This is a genomic window from Psychrobacter sp. APC 3426 (assembly GCF_030408035.1).
Taxonomy (GTDB): Bacteria; Pseudomonadota; Gammaproteobacteria; order Pseudomonadales; family Moraxellaceae; genus Psychrobacter.
The window spans coordinates 45,643-65,767 of record NZ_JASDCF010000005.1 but is presented as its reverse complement, the minus strand read 5'-3'; the positions used below and the strand labels follow the sequence as shown (position 1 = coordinate 65,767).

Here is a 20,125-nt window from a genome sequence, read left to right as displayed (position 1 = left end):
ATTCTTTTAAGAAGCATAGATGTTTTAAGAAGCATAGAACACAAAAAGGACGATTCAGCTTGAGTTGAATCGTCCTTCGGTTAGATTAATATCAGCAGTTTTGCATCAAATATTAATCCAAATGCTGCTTAAAGCCGCGCTGCTTATCACGTTCCCAATCGCGGTCTTTTAGGGTCTTACGTTTATCGTGCTGCTTTTTACCAACGGCAAGCGCAATCTGGCATTTCACCAGTGAGTTTTTCCAGTAGCAAGATAATGGCACGCAAGCATAGCCTTTTTGATTGACCGCGCCCATAAGTTTTTCAATTTCACGACGATTCAGCAGCAGCTTACGAGTACGGATGCTATCAGGGCTTACATGTGTTGAGCTTGAAAGCAATGGCTGAATATGCGCGCCAAACAGAAAAGCTTCGCCATTACGAAAGATAATATAAGCTTCGGTAATGGTCATTTTACCTGCACGAATGGCTTTCACTTCCCACCCTTGTAGCGATAGACCTGCCTCGAATGTCTCTTCGATAAAGTACTCGTGACGAGCCTTTTTATTACTGGCAATTTGATTGTCAGGTCTTTTTGATTTTTTTGACATAATTTCTCCAGAAGGAATTCAATATATATTGTGGTGATATCCCTCAAATATATATGTCCCTTGTCTAACAGTTCCTCATCCTATGAATATTCAACAGACCCTAATACGAATTATTTTTTGCCATGCTGGCTTGTTTTACTAAGCCCGCTAAAAAGGATGAGTCGAACCGACTATTGTAGCAAAGCGTCTAACAAAAATGTAAGTCAACTGTTAGGACAAATGTAGCAGATAAGTATTAAGTTTGGACAAAATTTGCTAGCATATAGCGTAATATTACCGACTATATTAGCCACATTATGAGCAATCCTACTTCTCCTAATTCCTCAAAGCTACATACCAAGATTTTGTACCCTGGTACTTTCGATCCCATTACCAACGGTCATGTGGATTTGGTGAAGCGCGCGACCAAATTATTTGATGAGGTTGTTATCGCCGTTGCTTCAGGACATCACAAAAAGCCCTTGTTCGATTTTGAAGAGCGAGTCGCCTTGGTCGAGACCGTCTTTGCTGACTTACCGCAAGTCTCGGTGATTGGCTTTGAAGGTTTGTTGGTCGACTTTATGCGCGAAAAAAACGCCACTGCCGTATTGCGTGGCTTGCGAGCAATGTCAGACTTTGAATATGAGTTTCAATTGGCCAATATGAACCGTGAGCTCGATGAAAACTTCGAGGCAGTTTTTTTGACGCCATCGCAGAATTACTCATTTATCTCCTCGACCATGATTCGAGAAATAGCCAAATTGGGCGGCGATGTCAATAAATTCGTCCCTCCTTGTGTCTCGCGAGCCTTTGCTGAAAAATTAAATCTTGAATGAATGTATGCTCTAGTCGCTTGTAGCGAGTAATTATTCAGTTATTGATAGAAACAGTCAAAGCTGTCAGTTTCTATTGTTATCAGTAAAATATAAGGAGCAGTTTGTGGCATTGTTAATCACTGATGAATGCATTAATTGTGATGTTTGTGAGCCTGCCTGCCCAAATGAGGCCATCTCAGAAGGGGAGGATATTTATGTTATCGACCCTGATCTCTGCACCGAATGCGTTGGTCATTTTGATGAGCCGCAATGCGTGGTGATTTGTCCTGTTGACTGCATACCTAATGACCCAAACCATGTCGAAAGTGATAGCGATTTACTCGCTAAGTACAAACGTATCACCGGTCAATGAGCATGTTTTTATGATGAGTATGTCAATCACAAAATTTTATATTCAAATAAGCGCAAAAGAAATGCTCAGACGGCTATAAGTTTGTTATACTAGCGCGCTTGGTAGACTAGGCGATCGCCGCTGCACACTGGTAACAGATGAGCAGGGGAGGAAAGTCCGGGCTACATAGGGCAGCGTGCCAGCTAACGGCTGGGCAGGGTAACTTGACGACCAGTGCAGCAGAGAGTAGACCGCCTTGCGTAAGCAGGGTAAGGGTGAAAGGGTGCGGTAAGAGCGCACCGCGTGGCTGGCAACAGTTCACGGCATGGTAAACTCCACGCGTAGCAAGACCAAATAGGCATCGGCATGGCGCGGCCCGCGTTCGATGCGGGTAGGTTGCTTGAGCGTATTAGCGATGATACGCCTAGAGGAATGATCGTCCACGACAGAACCCGGCTTATCGGTTTACCAAATTTTTATTGTTCGTTTTTATCGTAAGTAGCATCAATAGTTGTGATTAATTTGAATAAAATTCATTTTTTTTGCAAAAAACGATAATTAGGGGTTGACGATAGTCATCTCTATCGGTATTATACCGAGCCTTAAATGGCGATGTAGCTCAGCTGGTTAGAGCGCATGACTCATAATCGTGAGGTCAAGAGTTCAAGTCTCTTCATCGCCACCATTTATAGTAAAACCTGCAGTATTTAAAAAGCCAATCATTATGTGATTGGTTTTTTTTTGCTTATAAGAAATGATTAAAAGATCTCGTTTGTAGTAATAGTGGTTAAGCTTTATATGAAAATGGCTGTGAATTACTTACTGATTTATTGCTAAATCATAGTCTTATCAGTTTACTCACAGATTAATTCTTGTAACTTATGTCCCGCTTACTTATCATAGGGGCTGTTTTCGGTAAAGTCCTGTAACGCCATGTCTGTACAATTGCCTCCTTATCGTCCTATCAAGCACCGTAGTGGCCTTAAAGTCATGGGTGCAGCTTTTCATGCTTTGCTGATGCGTGAGCTACAAACGCGCTTCGGTGGTTATCGTTTGGGCTATCTTTGGGCGCCGCTTGAGGTTCTTTTTCAAGTGCTGATTTTTCTAGTTATTTTTGGTACGATTCGTGAGCGTTTAGTTCCAGGTATGGACTTCTCTTTGTTTTTGGTAGTTGGAATGGTTCCTTTTCGTATGTTCCAAAGAATTGCTGTTAGAGCATTAGGGGCAGTTGATGCGAATAAAGGCCTGCTAATGTATCGCTCAATTAGACATGTAGATGTAATTATTGCACGCTCATTTTTAGAGCTGGTTATCTATTTTTTTACCTCAATATTACTACTATTTGGTTTGGCTTTTTTTGATATCTACGCTAATTTAGAAAATTTACATATTGTATTGTTCTGCTGGATTACGCTTTTTATATTCAGCTTTGGTGTTGCTTTAATTATGATGGTCGTGGGGTTCTACGGTGGTGAGATTAGTAAGGTTATCACGATATTTTTCACCATATTATATTTTCTATCAGGCATTGTTTATCCCATTCATGTTATTCCTGAGCCTTATTTTAGCTACTTACTTTATAATCCGTTTATTCATAATATTGAACTAATGCGTCATGCATTCGCACCCAATTACCCTGCTTATCATATTGATATAAGTTATTTTCTAAAATGGACGTTTGCAGTAAATTTTTTTGGATTATTACTATATAAATATGCTGAACGTGACATGATACGTTCTCGTTAAAAGCAACTATAGAAGATACATAAAAGGTAAGTAAGTGATTGAAATTAGAAATGTTTCTAAGTCATTTATGACCAAGAAAGGTCGGCACTATCTATTTAAAGATCTCAATCTGACCATTGGTGATAAACAAAGTGTTGGGTTGCTCGGTCGTAATGGTGCGGGTAAGTCAACTTTATTGCGTATTATATGTGGACTAGATGAGCCAGATCATGGTGAAATCATTACCGACTCTACTATTTCTTGGCCAGTAGGGGTAGCAGGTGGCTTCCAAGGCAGCTTAACTGGTCGTCAAAATGTACGTTTTGTTTGTCGTCTTTATTCAAGCGGTCCTTATATTGATGAAAAAATTCGCTTTGTCGAAGAGTTTGCTGATATTGGTAGCTATTTCGACATGCCGGTTAAAAGCTATTCATCAGGCATGAAAGCACGTTTGACCTTTGGGCTTAGCTTAGCCTTTGATTTTGATTATTATATGCTTGATGAGGCGGGTGCGGTTGGTGATGCCGCTTTCCGTAAACGTAGTGAAGAGATTTTGGCAGCTCGCCGTGCACAAGCGGGATTTTTGATAGTGTCGCATAATATCGGCGATATAAAGCGTAACTGCGATATTGGTATTGTGTTAATGGATCAAACAGCACACGTCTTTGACGATACAACAGAAGCGATTGAGGTTTATGAAAAGCATATCCATAAAGCAAAAAAGTAAAATAATTAACTTCTCGCTGTTTATCGGCTTGGTCATCCTTCCTTGGGTGCTGGTGATATTTTATGTCATGACGCTTGCGCACCCGCGATTTATATCTACTGCTGATGTGGTAGTGAAGCAAGTCAGTGAGTCGAGTGTGCCCTCAGGTGGTGGTCTATCAGCCCTTTTGGGTGTGAATAGTACCAGTAAGGAAGATGCCACCTACTTAACCGAGTACATTCTATCTAACGATATGGTGAAGCGCCTTGATAATAAATTCAAGTTCCGCGAAGCCTATCATGTCGATGGCTCAGATCCTCTCAATGAAATCAATCCTGATGCATCGCAGGAAGAGCTACTTGAGTATTTCAAAAAACGTGTCCACATTAACCTTGATGAGCAAAGCTACGTGCTTTCAGTATCAACGGAAGCTTTTGATTCAAAATACGCTTTTGAGCTCAATAAAACGATATTGAGTGAGTCCGAGCAGTTCGTAAACCGTATTTCACAAGAAGTGGCTCGTGATCAACTGGTGTTTGCAGAGACGCAGCTAGATGAGTCAGAAGAGCGCTTAAACGATGCAAAAGAACAGCTGTTAAAGTATCAAAATGAAAATGAAATTTATGACCCGCAGGCCAATGCTCAAGTGGTCAATCAGTTAATTGGCAGCTTGCAAGCGCAATTGAGCTCATTACGTACTGAAGAGAGACAGTTGTTAAGCTATCTGAATCCAGATGCACCACAAGTGGTTTCGCTAAGAAGCCAGATTAAAGCAGTCGAAGAGCAAATCACCCAAGAGCAAACCAAGCTGACCTCACCAAATACCACTAAGTTGAACCGTCAAGCGGTACAGTTTGAGACCATTAAAGCAGATGTTGATTTTGCAACTGAGCTGTATAAATTGTCATTATCATCACTTGAAAAAGCACGCTTAGAAGCTTTTAAAAAGATGAAAAATCTCATTGTCATCTCAACGCCTTATGAAGCTGAAGAGGCACTATATCCGCGCCGTGCCTATATCATCTGGACATCGCTGGCTCTACTACTGATGTTGTATGGGTTTGTGCGCTTAGTAATGGCAGTTGTCCGCGATCATCGCAGCTAGTTTTAATCTTATTTTTTACAGAGTGGATTGTTAAGTCCTACACTCTGTACAGCATTAAAGAATCGATGTGCCTGACAATAGTGAATGATTTGTCAAACCAGATACTAGTAATGATCGATAGATCAGCAAAGGAATAAATCTAATGAATATGAAACCACGTGCTATCGTGACAGTGATGCAAGCGATGAGCTTGGTCATGGCAGCAAGCAGTGTATCCGCTCTAGCAGCAACCAGTTATGCTGATCAGATATCAGGGTCTAGCTTCGGTACTAGCAACAATAGCATGGGTCAAGATCAGAATCGCAATAATATCAATGTATCAACGCAGGCTTTTGCAGGTGGCGTACCAGGGCAGGCGACCACTCAAGAAGCGGTTAATGCCGCAAGTCTACCAAGCCAGTCAGTCATCAATACATCTCGTCCTTATCAGGATATCAATACGCAAGATATGATGTTTGGCGAACAGTTATTTCGCGGTGCTTTTTCGACAACGTCTGGTTCTACCTTTAATGACAGCTACGTGATTAACCCTGGTGATAACGTGCAGGTGCGGATGTGGGGTGCTTATCAGTTTGCCTCGACTATGACCGTCGATCCACAAGGCAATATATTCTTGCCAAATGTCGGTCCAGTACGTATCTCAGGTGTGCAGAATGGCAGTCTACAAAATGTGGTTAAAAGTGCAGTCAGCCGTATTTATCGATCTAACGTTGGTGTCTATGCTTCTTTAGAGCAAGCGCAGCCAGTCAAAGTGTTCGTCACGGGTTTTGTCAAACAACCTGGCTATTATGGTGGTCTTGCAGCAGACTCCGTACTGTCTTATTTAGATAGAGCAGGCGGTGTTGACCCAACGCGAGGCAGTTATATTGATATTCAGATCAAGCGTAACGGTCAGTTGTTACAGCAAGTCAATCTCTATGACTTTCTACTAGCTGGTAAATTACAAGCATTCTCGTTTCGTGATGGAGATGTGATTACCGTTGCCCCTCAGAAAAAAACCTTTGAAGTAGGCGGGCAAGTTCAGAACGAATATACGTTTGAGTTTGATGTCAATGATTTGACCATAGGTGATGTACTGCAAGTTGCCAATCCAGCGGCAAATGCCACTAACGTGAGCATCACTCGCAGTGCAGGACGTGCGCAGACCGCAGAGTACTATTCACTTGCCGAAGCGCAAAATGTTCCTGTTTATAATGGTGATCAAATGGTTGTCACCTCAGATCGTTATGCAGGGACTATTGCTGTACAGGTGAAGGGTGCACATACGGGTAATGGCGCAATGGTAGTGCCATATGGCGCGCGATTGAAAGACATCGTTCCACAACTGCAGCCAAGCCCACTTGCAAAACTGACTCATTTGACCATTTATCGTGAGTCTGTGGCTGAGCAACAAAAGCGTATGATTAATGAGTCGCTTGATCGTCTAGAAGAATTGACACTGGCTACTCAGTCAACGACTCGTGAAGAGGCAGCATTGCGTCAAGACGATGCCGCTTTGGTCAAGCAGTTCGTCGCCAAAGCTCGTAATGTCAAAACGACTGGTCAAATTGTTGTCGTACCGAATTCGTGGCAAGATATTATCTTACAGCAAGGTGATATTATCGAGATACCTGCGCAAACGTCAGTAATTACCGTGAACGGTCAAGTGCGGGCACAAGGTGCGTTGACCTTTAACCCAGATTATACCGTGGGTGATTATGTTGCCAATTCGGGCGGCTTCTCTGACAATGCTGACGTCAAAGAAATCTTGGTTATTCATCAAAATGGTGCCAGTGAAGTGGTTAATACCGCTTACCGTATCCAGCAAGGCGATGAGATTATGGTATTACCGAAGGTCAAAACCAAGCGTGTAGAAATTGCTCGCGGCTTATCGCAAATTCTGTATCAATTGGCGATTGCGGCTAAAGTAGTTCTCGATTTATAACCGTTATTCAATAGCGGTTTAGAATCACCTGCATATATTGATACAAAAGTAACAGATAAGGGTGTTAAAAATGGCAAAAAGCGTCGTAGATGAAGTTAAGGTGTCAGTCACCTACGCCTCTGAGAATGCGTTACGCTTGCCATCGGCTCAGTGTCAATTACCACAGAATCTTGCAGTGATTGGCAAGGGCATGCGTCGTAACAATCTACTGTTATCTCAAGTACTGCAAGCGGACATTCAACGCTGGTATCCATGGTCAAGTTTGCAACAGCGTTTTAATCTGGGACTGGAGGCGCCGAGTGCCTTTATCGGCTGGGGCCGCAAAAAAAGTTATCAGAAAGCAAGCAAGGTTGCTAAGCGACAAAAGAGTACAACCTTAAGTATTGAGGATGGCTTTTTGCGCTCATTAGATTCAGGGATTAGCAGTCGTCATGGATTGAGCGTAGTCGTTGATGACCTAGGTATCTATTTTGATTTGACACGTCGCTCGCGCCTTGAGCAGTTGATAGTTGCACATGCTAAGAATGATACTAGTATTAGTGAGTACCATTTATTTAAAGAGCGTGCCCAACAATTAATGGCACGTATCTGTGATGAAAAAATTAGTAAATATAATGCAGTAATGGATTGTCCATCGTTAGACGCGCTAATCAATCAAGAAAGTGAAAACACTGCGCAGAACCTTCTAAAATCACACATTTTAGTGATTGATCAAGTTGCTGGCGATGCATCTATCAAGGGTGCTGGCGCTGATAAACGTCAATTTAAGCAGATGTTAAAGTCTGCTTGTCGCAATCACCCTAATGCGCACATCTGGATAAAAGCCCATCCTGCTGCGAAGTCAGGATACCTTACCACGTTAAAATTGCCCAAAAACGTTCGAGTTTTAGCTCAGCCAGTAAACCCAATGGCACTTTTAGCACAGGTTAGTGATGTCTATACGGTCAGCTCGCATATGGGTTTTGAAGCATTGCTGCTTGGTAAGAAAGTGCATTGCTTTGGGGTCAATTGGTATAGCGGTTGGGGGCTGACCGATGACAGCGGCGCACCAAAACGCTTGCTAAAAACTGTCGTACAGCGTCGTCAGAAAATTGCCAACAAACTGCTAAAGGCTAGGGGGAACTCAAACCCCGCATTGTTTCCTACACTATTCTCTAAGAAAATGACTGCTACACTAGAAGTTTTATTTTATAGTGCTTATGTTGATTATAGTCGTTATGTAGATCCAGCCACTAAGCAGGCATGCGATATAGAGACTGCGATTGACTGGCTAGTGACCAATCGATATTGGCAAGCATGCCTCGAAGGTAACTTGACAGTATATGAGTTTAGTCGCTGGAAGCTGCCCTTTGTCAAAGCCTTTGTCGGCTTACCTCGCACGACATTATTCATAAAACTCAAGCCTCGTCTTAAAAACTTATTACATCCAGACCATTTTAAGGTTGATTATCAGCAGCCGCTATTAGTGTGGGGTTTGGCCAAGCGTCAACAAGTCCAAAAACAGCTGCAACGTAAAATCACGAAGCAGAAACTGATAGACACGCCAGTTATTCATTGTATGGAAGATGGCTTTATCCGCTCAAACGGCTTAGGTGCTACCTTGTTAGCGCCTTTGTCCGTGGTAATAGATAAACAAGGCATTTACTATGATGCAACTCAGCCTTCGGATTTAGAGAGCTTATTATGCAATTGTGAGACGTTAAGTCCGCAGCAAAGTACACGAGTGCAACAGCTTCAAAATAAACTGCTGACTCAAAGAGTCAGTAAGTACAATGTTGGGACTAGCATTGACAGTAGTGATGGCAATAGCACTGATAGCGATTATAGCGGTTGGATGCAGAGGGCACAGGTATCTGGTAAAGCGCGAATACTCATCGTCGGACAAGTTGAAGATGATTTGTCGGTACAGTACTGTGGCTCAACAATCAAAACCAATAGTGGTTTGATTGAGCGTGTACGACAAGATAATCCTGATGGTTATTTGATTTATAAACCGCATCCAGATGTCGAAGCAGGACTGCGTGCAGGCAAGGTGAGCGCAGATTGCTTGCAGCAGGTAAATGCAGTGGCCTACGATACATCGATGCCCGATTGCTTAGAATGTGTCGATGAAATACATACGATTAGCTCATTAACGGGCTTTGAAGCTCTATTGCGTGGTTTAAAAGTCACTTGTTATGGTTTGCCGTTTTATGCTGGCTGGGGCCTAACGACCGATATTGATGCTAAGCTACCACCAAAAGCTGAGTATCTACAAAGACGTAAACGAGACACAGCATTATCGCTTGAGCAATTAATATATTGCGTACTGATTCGCTACCCATTATATCGTTTGCCCGATGGATATGGTCTAGCACAAGTAGAGCAGGTGATTGATTATTTATATCCGCCTAAAAACCACAGTAAAGAAGCGTCTCAAAATAAACCACATGGCAGTATGGTTAATATAACCAATAGTTCATCGTTAAAGCAGTTCGCACTTTCAGAAGTGACTTCTCAGCTCAAATGCCGTGTTGCTACGCGTTTTATGCAGCAGCGTCATCAATGGCAACAATTTCTACAGAAAAAACCACGCTGATTTTCTCAAAATTACCTGTCTAAATCCTCTGCGACACTGATTCCTTTTTTAGGTATAATTACTTGTTGTTTATTTTTATTATCATCCGTAATTTCATCTTCTTTTCTTTAATTAATGGTAAGCCAACATTATGACAGCTTCGATGTCTCATTTGCTTTCTCATCGACACGTCTTGCTATTACAAGGAAAGATGGGCGGATTCTTCAATCGATTTTCGACATTTCTACAAACTCAAGACATCAAGGTTAGCAAGATTAACTTCAATGCTGGCGATGCGTTTTTCTATAATCATACCAATACCCACGAATATACTGGCACCTTAGCGCAGTTCTCATCATGGTTGCCAGCGTTTATTCAAGAACACGATATCGATGCCATTGTTTGTTTTGGTGATTGTCGTCCGCATCACACACAAGCAGCTCGGGTAAGTGAACAGCTAGGCACTTCATTTTTTGTATTTGAAGAGGGCTATTTGCGTCCTGATTACATCACCTTGCAAGAGCATGGCATTAATGGGTATTCGCGTTTGAATACCGCTGATATCAAAGCACTCAAAAAAGCCAATGACAAGCCGTTATATACGCACAATCGCTTTTATCGTTTAAGTATTGCCGCTATCGTTTATTACATTATCGCTTGGCTATACAAAAGCCGCTACCCACATTACTCTCATTACCGAGGTATGACAGCGTGGCAAGAGGCGATTGCTTGGCTAAAAGCCCCATGGCGCAAGATGTGCGGCTATCTACCTGACAAAAAATTACAGAAACGATTAACCCAAGAGCAAAGTAATAATTATTTTTTAATCAGCCTACAAGTGCACAATGACTCGCAGATTACGCACCATAGTGACTATCGTGATGTGGTACAGTTTATTGATGAGTCTATTGCAAGCTTCGCAGATTATGCTGATGAGGGGCAGTTGCTGGTATTTAAACATCACCCTTTGGATCGTGGTCATCGTGATTATCGAGAATTGGTTGCAAGCTTAGCCATGCGCTACCAGGTAGCCGATCGTGTTTTTTATGGCTGTGATATGCATCTGCCAACGTTGATGAAACATAGCATCGGTATGGTGACTATCAATAGCACCACAGGATTGCAATCGGTCTATCACAAAAAACCGACCAAGGTGATGGGCCGCGCTATCTATGATACCCCTAAACTGACGGACCAGAAACCGCTCGATGATTTTTGGCAGCAGCCTAAAAGCCCAGACAATGAGTTCTATCTACGTTTTCGCGAGTACTTAATAGAACAAACTCAGCTTAACGGGGCTTTTTATGGAAAGTCGCCATGGATATATAAACATCTGACTGATACAAAGGCTGCAGCAGCAGAAGCTGAGCTGTCTAAGACCAATTTACCTCAGTAGTTTATTAGACATTTATTTCGATTAAATATTCAATACAGCCTAATAGTTTCTATTAGCCTGCACTCTTTTGTAGGTTAATGAGGCTCTAAAAACCGTCTTACTTTCTATCAGTACCGTTATCCGCTCGTAAATTCCGCTGTAAATCGTCTCCCTGCTAATAAAATCGCCTTACTTTACAGTGGAAAACTGCTAGAATACTCTTTCATGCCTGCGCATCAGCGTTAGTGTTCTGAGCGGTTGATTTGAGACCATTATTGTAGTGAATTCGCTACTCTATTGATTCTCTTTTCAACGCCAGTCGGTCTTATTTTTTTATACCGATATCAGACAATACCTTAACGTTTGTGCCTGACCGCATTTGTTTTCATCATATTACTCTATCACCCTTAATTTAGTAGGCGCTTTGTGACTGCATTAGCCAATATTCGTAACTTTTCAATCATTGCCCACATTGATCATGGCAAGTCGACGCTTGCTGATCGTTTTATTCAGATGTGCGGTGCCTTGCAAGATCGCGAGATGCAGGCGCAAGTACTCGACTCCATGGATATCGAGCGCGAGCGCGGTATTACTATTAAAGCCCAGTCGGTTACTTTGTTTTATGACCATCCAAATGGTGAACGCTATCAGCTCAACTTTATTGATACGCCTGGTCACGTCGATTTTTCATATGAAGTGTCGCGTTCATTAGCCGCTTGTGAAGGCGCGTTATTGGTCGTTGATGCGGCGCAAGGGGTTGAAGCACAGTCAGTGGCCAACTGCTATACCGCAGTGGATCAAGGGTTAGAGGTGATGGCAGTCTTGAATAAGATTGACTTACCGCAAGTTGAACCTGAGCGCGTCATCCAAGAGATTGAAGACATAATCGGTATTGACGCGGTGGATGCCCCACGAGTATCAGCAAAATCTGGTCTTGGTGTTGATAAACTACTTGAGGCGTTGGTTGAATTCATTCCACCGCCAACAGGTGATCGTGAAGCACCGCTACAAGCACTAATCATTGATTCTTGGTTCGATAGCTATTTAGGCGTGGTGTCTTTAGTGCGAGTGCGTGAAGGTACCGTCAAAAAAGGCGATAAGATTTATATTAAATCGACTAAAGAAGCCCATCCGGTCAGCTCTATCGGTGTCTTTACGCCGAAACCTGTCGACACAGGTATCTTAGAAGCGGGTGAAGTCGGCTTTATTATTGCCGGTATCAAAGATATTGCTGGCGCACCAGTTGGCGATACGATTACCCATTCAAAAACACCTGACGTTGAGCGTATTCCTGGCTTTAAACAGATTACCCCGCAGGTCTATTCGGGTATGTTCCCTGTTGATGCCAATGACTTTGAAAAATTCCGTGAAGCACTGCAAAAACTACAGATTAATGATGCCTCGTTATTTTTTGAGCCTGATACCTCAGACGCCCTAGGTTTTGGTTTCCGCTGTGGCTTCTTAGGCATGCTGCACATGGAGATTATCCAAGAGCGTTTAGAGCGCGAATATGACTTGGATTTAATCACTACCGCACCATCGGTTATTTATGAAATTGTAAAAAAAGATGGCGAAATTATCTACGTTGACAACCCATCAAGATTGCCTGAACCCAATAATATAGAAGAATTCCGCGAGCCGATTGCTCGCTGTCAGATTTTGGTACCGCAAGACTATTTGGGCAACGTGATGACGCTGTGTATCGAACGTCGCGGCGTGCAGGTAGATATGCGTTTTATGGGCAAGCAAGTCCAGTTGGTTTTTGATATTCCGATGGGCGAGGTGGTCATGGATTTCTTTGACCGTCTAAAGTCTGTGTCTCGTGGCTTTGCTTCACTTGATTATAACTTTGAGCGTTATCAAGTTGATAAACTGGTCAAAGTTGACGTACTTATCAACGGTGATAAAGTCGATGCGTTAGCGATGATTGTGCACCAGGATCAAGCGCGCTATCGTGGTAATCAGTTAGTCACCAAGATGAAAGAGTTGATTCCACGTCAGATGTTCGATGTAGCGATTCAAGCGGCGATTGGCAGTCAGATTATTGGTCGTAGTACGGTCAAAGCCATGCGTAAAGACGTATTGGCCAAGTGTTATGGTGGTGACGTTTCGCGTAAGAAAAAGCTGTTGTCTAAGCAAAAAGCCGGTAAAAAACGTATGAAGCAAGTGGGTAACGTGGAGATTCCTCAGGAAGCCTTCTTAGCTGTATTACAAGTTGATAGTTAATAGTCAATTGCTAACCTTGTTGAGTTCGGTTTTAGCGCAGAATATGTCAAATGTGGTTGGCTTAATTATTTAAGCATTAGATAAGTCGCTCGTTAATAGGCAATTTGGTATGGATTTTGATTTTAATTTAATTTTAGTGCCGTTAACCATAGGCTTAGGTATCATTTGGCTATTAGATAAGTTGGCGCTCAAACAGCGCAAAACGCGTGGGCGTGGTAAAGAGGGGCTAATAGTACGCTGGGCTTACGACTTCTTCCCTGTGTTAGCGGTGGTATTAATTGTACGCTCGTTCTTGATTGAGCCCTTTAATATTCCTTCATCGTCTATGGTACCAACTTTATATACTGGCGACTTTATCGCAGTGAATAAGTATGCTTACGGGGTACGACTGCCACTGACTTATAACAAAGTGTTGGATACTGGCGAGCCTGAGCATGGCGATGTAGCTGTATTTCGCTATCCTGAAAACCCAAGTATTTACTATATTAAGCGCGTTATCGGTTTGCCTGGTGACATGGTTAGCTACAATCAGGGACAGCTTGCGATTAATGATGTATCAGTAGAGACTAAGTCAATAGACTTTGCTGCCAATCCTGAGCTAACCTCACAGCTATATTTGCCAGGACAAGTTGCTCCAGGACAGGTACTGACTGAAGAAGGTGCTGCGGCGATGGGTCAGCAAGAAGAAAGTGAGGCGCAATACTTTCAGGAAACACAAGGCGACAACCAGCATCTTGTTCGATACATCGAGGGTATGAACAGCGCTCAGTACGCGCCATTTTTACAGCAGCAATCGCCAGAAGTTGTCAGCTCAGAAGGTACGGCATGGCGTATTAGCGTACCAGAAGGGCATTATTTCGTCATGGGTGACAACCGTGATCGCAGTGCTGATGGTCGGTTTTGGGGATTTGTTCCTGATGACAATCTAGCTGGTAAGGCAGTTTATATCTGGATGCATAAGCCACCGGGACTGAACTTGCCGACGTTTAAACGTAATGGCACGATTGATTAACCTGGCAAATGCTCTATTGATTGATTTACCGATAATAGTTTTGTGCTAATATTGTTACTATCTTATAAACGGCTATTTAACCTTTAGGTAGCCATTAAAAATAACAATATTAACTCATCAGTAGAGGGATATCATAATGCAGCAGTTATCTGGATTGACCACACAACGTGGCGCTAGTGTCACCAGTATCGTTTTAATCATTATTGCTCTAGGTATCGCTGCTAAACTGGTGGTCGCTATTGTTCCCGCACAGATTGGTGATTACCAGTTAACTAAAACGTTAAGTGCACAGCTGAAAGAGTCAAACAGTAATAAAGAAACAGCCAAGCAATTCGTTGAACGTGTCAATAGACAATTATCTATTAATGCCGACTACAACACCAGAGCGGAAGAAGTTTTTACCTTTACCGATAAGAAAACAGGTCAGTTGGCAATCCATAAGCAATACGCCGTCACCAACAATTTCTTTGGTAATGTTGATATCGTCAATCGCTTTGAAGGTGATGTTGAAATGGCTGGCGCTGAATAACCGAAAAGATTGCCAAATTACTTACTAGGACACACCTTAGTGTTTTAATAAAAGCAACCACCGCATACTATTATTAATCAATATTAACCAAGTCAGCAAAACAGAAGGGATAACCACAAGCCACGCATGAAACCAACTTCGCAGCATTCCAAAGCGGTTCCTACTCCCCAAAAAATTAGCACGTCTGTCGACACGCATGTTGTTAGTTCAGAGTTTATTCAGCGGTTAGCAATACTGACGCGTAAACTAGGCTATGAATTTAATGACTTGAGCCTGCCAAAGCTTGCTTTGACCCATCGCTCGTTTGACAGCAAAAAAAATTACGAACGCTTAGAGTTTTTGGGTGATGCGTTATTGGGAATGATTGTCGGGGAGGCTTTGTATCATCGATATCCTACCCAAAATGAGGGACGCTTAACGCGTATGCGTGCAACTTTAGTGCGTCAAGAGTCACTGGTTATCATTGCGCAAAACTTAGAGCTTTCTAATCACCTTATTTTAGGGATAGGAGAGCGTAAAGGCGGTGGTCGCAACCGTGCCTCTATATTGGCTGATGCGGTAGAGTCTTTGATTGGTGCCATCTATTTAGACAGTCAGGATATGGACATTACTCGTGACTGTGTGCTGTCATGGTATGGCGATTTGATTGACAACGTTAATGACCAAAAAGCGTTGAAAGATGCCAAAAGTCGGCTGCAAGAATGGTTACAGTCCAAACAGTTTGATTTGCCCCATTATGAATTGATGGAAACACGTGGTAATGCTCCTCATCAAATTTTTGTGGTGCGCTGTCATGTTAATATTAATAACTGTCCTGATATCACTGAGTCTGGAGAGAGCCGCCGTATCGCTGAACAAAAAGCAGCAGAACTGATGATTAACCAATTGCACAAGTTGCCAAATTCAGCCAAAAAACGCTTATAACTGATAACCAGTGATGCGCGACAACTTATAATTTTAAATTTATGCTATGTCTTAAATGGCGTTATAAAAGCAATTATTCGAATTGCCTTAACGCGACATACTGTAAACCCTCATATACTTTTTAGTCCATAACGGCGCAGGTTTCTTTGTATTAAAGTCAATACTAACTGATAGAGTTAGTATTGAGACAACGACAACTTGAACATTATTAAGCGCCGTTTGACTAGTTATAAAACCTACAGGATTACCCTATGAGCAATCGTACTGATTTGCCATCAAATGATGAAGACACTAACAACGATATGACCGAAAATACCAAGATGAATGTAAATCAAAAAGAGGTGGATATTACCATTGAAGACATCAATCAATCAGAAGACGTTTCGTTAGAGACGGATACCGCGATTGAAGAATTTTTCACGGCTAACCCGAATACACCACTAGCTGATGACTTCAAAGCCGGCTATGTTGCTATTGTTGGGCGCCCAAACGTTGGTAAATCAACGTTGATGAATCACCTATTGGGTCAAAAGTTATCTATTACCTCACGTAAACCACAAACGACTCGACATCGTATTCATGGCATTTTATCTAACCATGAGATGCAGGCAGTTTTTGTAGATACACCAGGCATCCATCGCAACGAAGTACGCGCTATTAATGAGCGTATGAATAAAGCTGCCGTATCAGCCTTGGTCGATGTGGATTTGGTATTGTTTGTTGTGGATTCGGACCAATGGCGTGATGATGACTTACTCACCTTGCAAAAGCTTGGCGAGACAGATTTGACAGTCGTTTTAGTGATTAATAAGGCCGACACTCTAAAAGACAAAGGCAGTATATTACCGCTGATAGAAACCTTTAGCGACAGTTTCGATTTTGCTGATATTGTCCCAGTGTCTGCTTTAAAAAACCAAAACTTGGATCGTCTGCAAGCAGTCATTGCTTCGCATTTGCCAATTGCCGAGCCTATGTTTGATACTGAGCAAATTACGGATCGCTCAGAAAGATTCTTGGCCAGTGAAATCATACGCGAAAAAATCATGCGTAGTGCAGGCGATGAAGTTCCTTATGATTTAACCGTACAAATTGATGCGTTTAAAGACGAGGCTGCCCATACTGACCCGAAAACAGGGCGTCCACGTAAGGCCTGTACCTTCATTGATGCGACTATCTATGTTGAGCGTGGCGGACAAAAAGCCATTGTAATTGGTGATAAAGGTCAACGTATCAAGCAAGTTGGTATGGATGCCCGTAAAGACATGGAGCAGCTTTTTGATAAAAAAATCATGCTGACATTATGGGTAAAAGTGAAGCGTGGTTGGTCTGATGATGAACGCGCCTTGACCAGCTTGGGATATTAATAGTGATTATGTAGCAGCCTTTCACAAACGTGTGAATGCTTGATGCTGAGGTAATGAGATATGCGTAATGAAGCGTTAGTCGGTTATTTATTGCATCAGCGTCCTTATCAAGAAAAGCGTGCCTTATATTATCTGTTTTCTCAGCAACATGGTGTCATACATGGTGTGGGTAAAAAGGGCGCGCCGCTGTTTATGCCATTGCAACTTTTTGCGACTGGCAAGCGCGACTTAAAGACCTTTACGCAAATTAATATCGCATCACAAGATAGCCTTCAACAAAACATCCTTAAAAAGGATAGCTCTCAAGAAGAAACCTATCAAACAGGTATAGTAGTGGAAGACGATGCGGCTACTATTTTAGAACCTATTCCCTATGAAAACATCAATGGTCAACATCAGTACTCAGCATTATATCTAAATGAGATATTATGGCGACTGTTGCCGACCGAAGATCCGATGCCCACACTGTGGCTGCATTATCAGGACAGTTTACGTCAACTTCGACAACCCATGACAGCCAATGAGCTGCGTCTGTGTTTGCGTCAATTTGAACAGCATTTATTCAATGAGTTGGGTTTTACCCTAACGTTAACCCACGACAGTATGCAAGATGCTATTACGCCTAATTGTTTATATCGTTTTTTGCCTGATGTGGGCTTAGTGGCGGTTTCTCATAGTGCAGCAGAGTCTGAGCATTTAGAGAGTACCACTGGACAAACTGTGTTTGGTGGTAGTGATATTATTCAGATGGCAAATACGGGTATTACTGATACAACGTTAAATAGTTGGTCGAAACTACATCGACACTTGATTGACCATTTACTAGATTATCAACCGCTACAAAGCCGCTTATTGTGGCAGCAGCAGCAGCGCTATCAATAGTGGTACTACTTTTAATGTATGTTATCAGTCATGACAAACTGTTTTTTACTTTAGCATTTTAATGCTATTGCTTATTTTCTACTATTGGCTCTATTTAACCCATTCCAGCTATCATTGATGCTAGCTAAGAAAAATACTGGCTTATCAATACTATTTGATCATCAATCAGATTAATAAGCCGTCGGATTGTTAATTAGGTTGTTAATTGATTAGGTCTCGTTATCAAAAGGATTTCTTATGACCACTTCTTCGTCACTTTCATCTACACGTTCTATCCAAAAACCTCTATTAGGCGTGAATATCGACCATGTAGCGACTTTACGTCAAGCCCGTGGTGTAAGCTATCCTAGCCCTTTGGCTGCAGCTTTATTATGTGAGACGGCAGGGGCAGACGGCATTACCATACATTTGCGTGAAGATCGTCGTCATATTCAAGATGCAGACGTCTATGAGATCGCTGAGCAACTGACGACCAGAATGAATTTAGAGATTGCCGCGACTGATGAGATGCTGGCAATTGCTCGTGAAGTCAAACCCTATTGGGTGTGCTTGGTTCCTGAGAAGCGCGAGGAGCTGACGACAGAAGGTGGTCTGGATGTTGCAGGGCAAGTGAGTTGGCTCAAGGACTATGTTGCTAAATTGCAAGAGGCAGGCATTAAAGTATCGTTGTTTATTGATCCTGAAGATAATCAGGTTGCTGCAGCCATAGAGTGTGGAGCCGATGCAGTAGAGTTGCACACAGGCGCCTATGCTGAGGCAGGTTTGGCAGGGGATTCTGATAAACAGAGGATGGAGCTCAATCGTATTAAGCAAGCCGTTATTAGCGCCCAACGTATTAATAAAGGCTTGCTAGTCAACGCAGGTCATGGTCTGACTCGTGATAACGTCAATGCCATTGCGCAAATTGATGGTATTTATGAATTGAACATTGGACACGCGCTTATTGCAGATGCGGTGTTTGTAGGGATAGAGCAAGCAGTTGTTATGATGAAAGACGCGATGTATAAAGAAAGCTAAAACATCTGGGTAGCTAGTTAATTAGGGGCTGCTTATTTAGAGGTTGTTTATCCACAGACCATAGTAGATAAGGCTCATTTATCACATTGAGTGGGGTGGTTTTCATTCAGCTTTTGCTTAACGATGCCGCCTTGGTTGAAAGAGATGAGATACATGGCTTTGTTATAAGCTTCAGTTGGGCAATACTTAAGGTGACCAAAATGACCTCGTGGTAAACCACTATCGCCCCAAAACTTGGTATAGTGACGTTTACCTCCAACCCGTAGTCTCACTTTGCTATATTTGAGGTTTAAGGATTGCTGATTCAGTAGATGGTCAACTTGCGCATCAAAATGCTTATTGTCATTTTTATCTACAAACAATATAAGCGTTTTATCACTATCTCTATGGCAGCGTCCACCAGTATTAGATAAACATAGTAAGACGTTTTGTCTTCTGATAAAGCTTTCAGCTTTTGCTAGCGTCAGGGAGTCCTCTAATTGGCTTTTGATCCGTCTGGACTCCATCTGTGCTAATTGTGTTTGAATAGCAGGAGCGGCAATAGTTGCTATGATTGCTAGTACCGCTACTGTGATGATCAGTTGCACTAAGGTAAAACCATGGCTACTTGAATACTTAGCCACGTTTATCTTTCTTTGAGTTATGTTGTCAAAATTAGCACGTTGGCATATTGTGATAAGCAATTGGAAAATATATAAGACCACTCTGCTGTAAATGAACTCATATTTAACAAATCCCAGAATAACTGAGAGAAATGCAGATAGCTTTTTGTTAGTTAATGATAACTTGTATGGCATTTTCATGAGGTTTATTACCTATGAGGAGTGGTTTAATCCAATAGAACAATCTCGCTTATCTAGTGATTCAGGTTTCGATGATTTGTAAAGCGCTTAAAAAATTTGAGCTTTTGAGATTCCGAATTGACTTGCTATTAAGTCATCTTTCAATTACATATCAGGAATACAGATTAATGTTGATTAATATGATTTAAACAGAATATATGTCTACTGTCAAAAAATGTTTCAATTGGTGAATGATTGGTTT

17 protein-coding genes, 1 tRNA gene and 1 other RNA gene are annotated in these 20,125 nt (G+C 42.1%); 17 read left to right on the top strand and 2 right to left on the bottom strand.

From position 1 onward, the window contains the following. Positions 1–112: 112 nt before the first annotated feature. Positions 113–589, bottom strand: coding sequence for an SsrA-binding protein SmpB (gene smpB, locus QL919_RS04920; protein ID WP_290188460.1), 477 nt, complete (start codon positions 587–589; stop codon positions 113–115). Between the two features lie 296 nt (positions 590–885). Here smpB and coaD point away from each other — a divergent pair, with 296 nt between their 5' ends. From coaD to QL919_RS04835, 17 genes are all read left to right on the top strand, one after another. After that, a complete protein-coding gene (gene coaD / locus QL919_RS04915) occupies positions 886–1,404 on the top strand; it encodes a pantetheine-phosphate adenylyltransferase (protein ID WP_290188459.1) in 519 nt (172 codons plus the stop codon). A gap of 103 nt (positions 1,405–1,507) precedes the next feature. Next, the gene (locus QL919_RS04910; RefSeq protein WP_290188458.1) at positions 1,508–1,756 is read left to right on the top strand and encodes a YfhL family 4Fe-4S dicluster ferredoxin; all 249 of its coding nucleotides are present in this window, start codon (positions 1,508–1,510) and stop codon (positions 1,754–1,756) included. Positions 1,757–1,854: 98 nt separating this feature from the next. After that, positions 1,855–2,211: RNase P RNA component class A (rnpB, locus tag QL919_RS04905), an RNA gene on the top strand. Between the two features lie 132 nt (positions 2,212–2,343). Beyond that, a tRNA-Met gene (locus QL919_RS04900) sits at positions 2,344–2,420 on the top strand. Positions 2,421–2,668: 248 nt separating this feature from the next. Continuing rightward, on the top strand, positions 2,669–3,481 hold the full coding sequence (locus QL919_RS04895; RefSeq protein ID WP_290188457.1) for an ABC transporter permease: 813 nt from the start codon (positions 2,669–2,671) through the stop codon (positions 3,479–3,481). Positions 3,482–3,548: 67 nt separating this feature from the next. Further along, complete coding sequence (locus tag QL919_RS04890; protein WP_265090668.1) at positions 3,549–4,187, top strand: ABC transporter ATP-binding protein; 639 nt, start codon at positions 3,549–3,551, stop codon at positions 4,185–4,187. Then, positions 4,156–5,271, top strand: a complete 1,116-nt coding sequence (locus QL919_RS04885) for a capsule biosynthesis protein (RefSeq protein ID WP_290188456.1) — start codon at positions 4,156–4,158, stop codon at positions 5,269–5,271. The genes QL919_RS04890 and QL919_RS04885 overlap by 32 nt, the downstream gene beginning before the upstream one ends. 142 nt (positions 5,272–5,413) lie before the next feature. Continuing rightward, positions 5,414–7,195 (top strand): polysaccharide biosynthesis/export family protein, encoded by a 1,782-nt coding sequence (locus tag QL919_RS04880; RefSeq protein WP_290188455.1) that lies wholly within the window; start codon positions 5,414–5,416, stop codon positions 7,193–7,195. Between the two features lie 70 nt (positions 7,196–7,265). Continuing rightward, complete coding sequence (locus QL919_RS04875; RefSeq protein WP_290188454.1) at positions 7,266–9,773, top strand: capsular polysaccharide biosynthesis protein; 2,508 nt, start codon at positions 7,266–7,268, stop codon at positions 9,771–9,773. A gap of 130 nt (positions 9,774–9,903) precedes the next feature. After that, positions 9,904–11,148: a capsular biosynthesis protein gene (locus QL919_RS04870; protein WP_290188453.1), complete on the top strand. Its 1,245-nt coding sequence runs from the start codon at positions 9,904–9,906 to the stop codon at positions 11,146–11,148. A gap of 405 nt (positions 11,149–11,553) precedes the next feature. After that, positions 11,554–13,353, top strand: a complete 1,800-nt coding sequence (lepA, locus tag QL919_RS04865) for a translation elongation factor 4 (RefSeq protein ID WP_290188452.1) — start codon at positions 11,554–11,556, stop codon at positions 13,351–13,353. Between the two features lie 109 nt (positions 13,354–13,462). Beyond that, entirely contained in the window at positions 13,463–14,365 is a 903-nt protein-coding gene (gene lepB / locus QL919_RS04860; RefSeq protein WP_290188451.1) for a signal peptidase I, read from the top strand. 136 nt (positions 14,366–14,501) lie between these two features. Then, entirely contained in the window at positions 14,502–14,894 is a 393-nt protein-coding gene (locus QL919_RS04855; RefSeq protein ID WP_290188450.1) for a DUF4845 domain-containing protein, read from the top strand. A gap of 126 nt (positions 14,895–15,020) precedes the next feature. Continuing rightward, the gene (gene rnc / locus QL919_RS04850) at positions 15,021–15,818 is read left to right on the top strand and encodes a ribonuclease III (RefSeq protein ID WP_290188449.1); all 798 of its coding nucleotides are present in this window, start codon (positions 15,021–15,023) and stop codon (positions 15,816–15,818) included. A gap of 302 nt (positions 15,819–16,120) precedes the next feature. After that, complete coding sequence (gene era, locus QL919_RS04845; protein ID WP_290188517.1) at positions 16,121–17,182, top strand: GTPase Era; 1,062 nt, start codon at positions 16,121–16,123, stop codon at positions 17,180–17,182. A gap of 60 nt (positions 17,183–17,242) precedes the next feature. After that, a complete protein-coding gene (locus tag QL919_RS04840; protein WP_290188448.1) occupies positions 17,243–18,064 on the top strand; it encodes a DNA repair protein RecO C-terminal domain-containing protein in 822 nt (273 codons plus the stop codon). Between the two features lie 237 nt (positions 18,065–18,301). Beyond that, positions 18,302–19,081, top strand: a complete 780-nt coding sequence (locus QL919_RS04835) for a pyridoxine 5'-phosphate synthase (protein WP_290188447.1) — start codon at positions 18,302–18,304, stop codon at positions 19,079–19,081. A 74-nt stretch (positions 19,082–19,155) separates the two neighbouring features. On the opposite strand, the gene QL919_RS04830 is transcribed toward QL919_RS04835, so the two are convergent. After that, on the bottom strand, positions 19,156–19,704 hold the full coding sequence (locus QL919_RS04830) for a prepilin-type N-terminal cleavage/methylation domain-containing protein (protein ID WP_290188446.1): 549 nt from the start codon (positions 19,702–19,704) through the stop codon (positions 19,156–19,158). Between the last annotated feature and the right edge of the window lie 421 nt (positions 19,705–20,125).

Excerpts from the sequence above, each read along its gene's own strand:
- era (WP_290188517.1), top strand. The coding sequence starts at position 16,121 with ATGACCGAAAATACCAAGATGAATGTAAATCAAAAAGAGGTGGATATT.
- QL919_RS04885 (WP_290188456.1), top strand. The coding sequence starts at position 4,156 with ATGAAAAGCATATCCATAAAGCAAAAAAGTAAAATAATTAACTTCTCG.
- lepB (WP_290188451.1), top strand. The coding sequence starts at position 13,463 with ATGGATTTTGATTTTAATTTAATTTTAGTGCCGTTAACCATAGGCTTA.
- QL919_RS04840 (WP_290188448.1), top strand. The coding sequence starts at position 17,243 with ATGCGTAATGAAGCGTTAGTCGGTTATTTATTGCATCAGCGTCCTTAT.
- coaD (WP_290188459.1), top strand. The coding sequence starts at position 886 with ATGAGCAATCCTACTTCTCCTAATTCCTCAAAGCTACATACCAAGATT.
- QL919_RS04890 (WP_265090668.1), top strand. The coding sequence starts at position 3,549 with ATGACCAAGAAAGGTCGGCACTATCTATTTAAAGATCTCAATCTGACC.
- QL919_RS04880 (WP_290188455.1), top strand. The coding sequence starts at position 5,414 with ATGAATATGAAACCACGTGCTATCGTGACAGTGATGCAAGCGATGAGC.
- QL919_RS04835 (WP_290188447.1), top strand. The coding sequence starts at position 18,302 with ATGACCACTTCTTCGTCACTTTCATCTACACGTTCTATCCAAAAACCT.
- QL919_RS04870 (WP_290188453.1), top strand. The coding sequence starts at position 9,904 with ATGACAGCTTCGATGTCTCATTTGCTTTCTCATCGACACGTCTTGCTA.
- smpB (WP_290188460.1), bottom strand. The coding sequence starts at position 589 with ATGTCAAAAAAATCAAAAAGACCTGACAATCAAATTGCCAGTAATAAA.
- QL919_RS04875 (WP_290188454.1), top strand. The coding sequence starts at position 7,266 with ATGGCAAAAAGCGTCGTAGATGAAGTTAAGGTGTCAGTCACCTACGCC.
- QL919_RS04855 (WP_290188450.1), top strand. The coding sequence starts at position 14,502 with ATGCAGCAGTTATCTGGATTGACCACACAACGTGGCGCTAGTGTCACC.
- QL919_RS04895 (WP_290188457.1), top strand. The coding sequence starts at position 2,669 with ATGTCTGTACAATTGCCTCCTTATCGTCCTATCAAGCACCGTAGTGGC.
- rnc (WP_290188449.1), top strand. The coding sequence starts at position 15,021 with ATGAAACCAACTTCGCAGCATTCCAAAGCGGTTCCTACTCCCCAAAAA.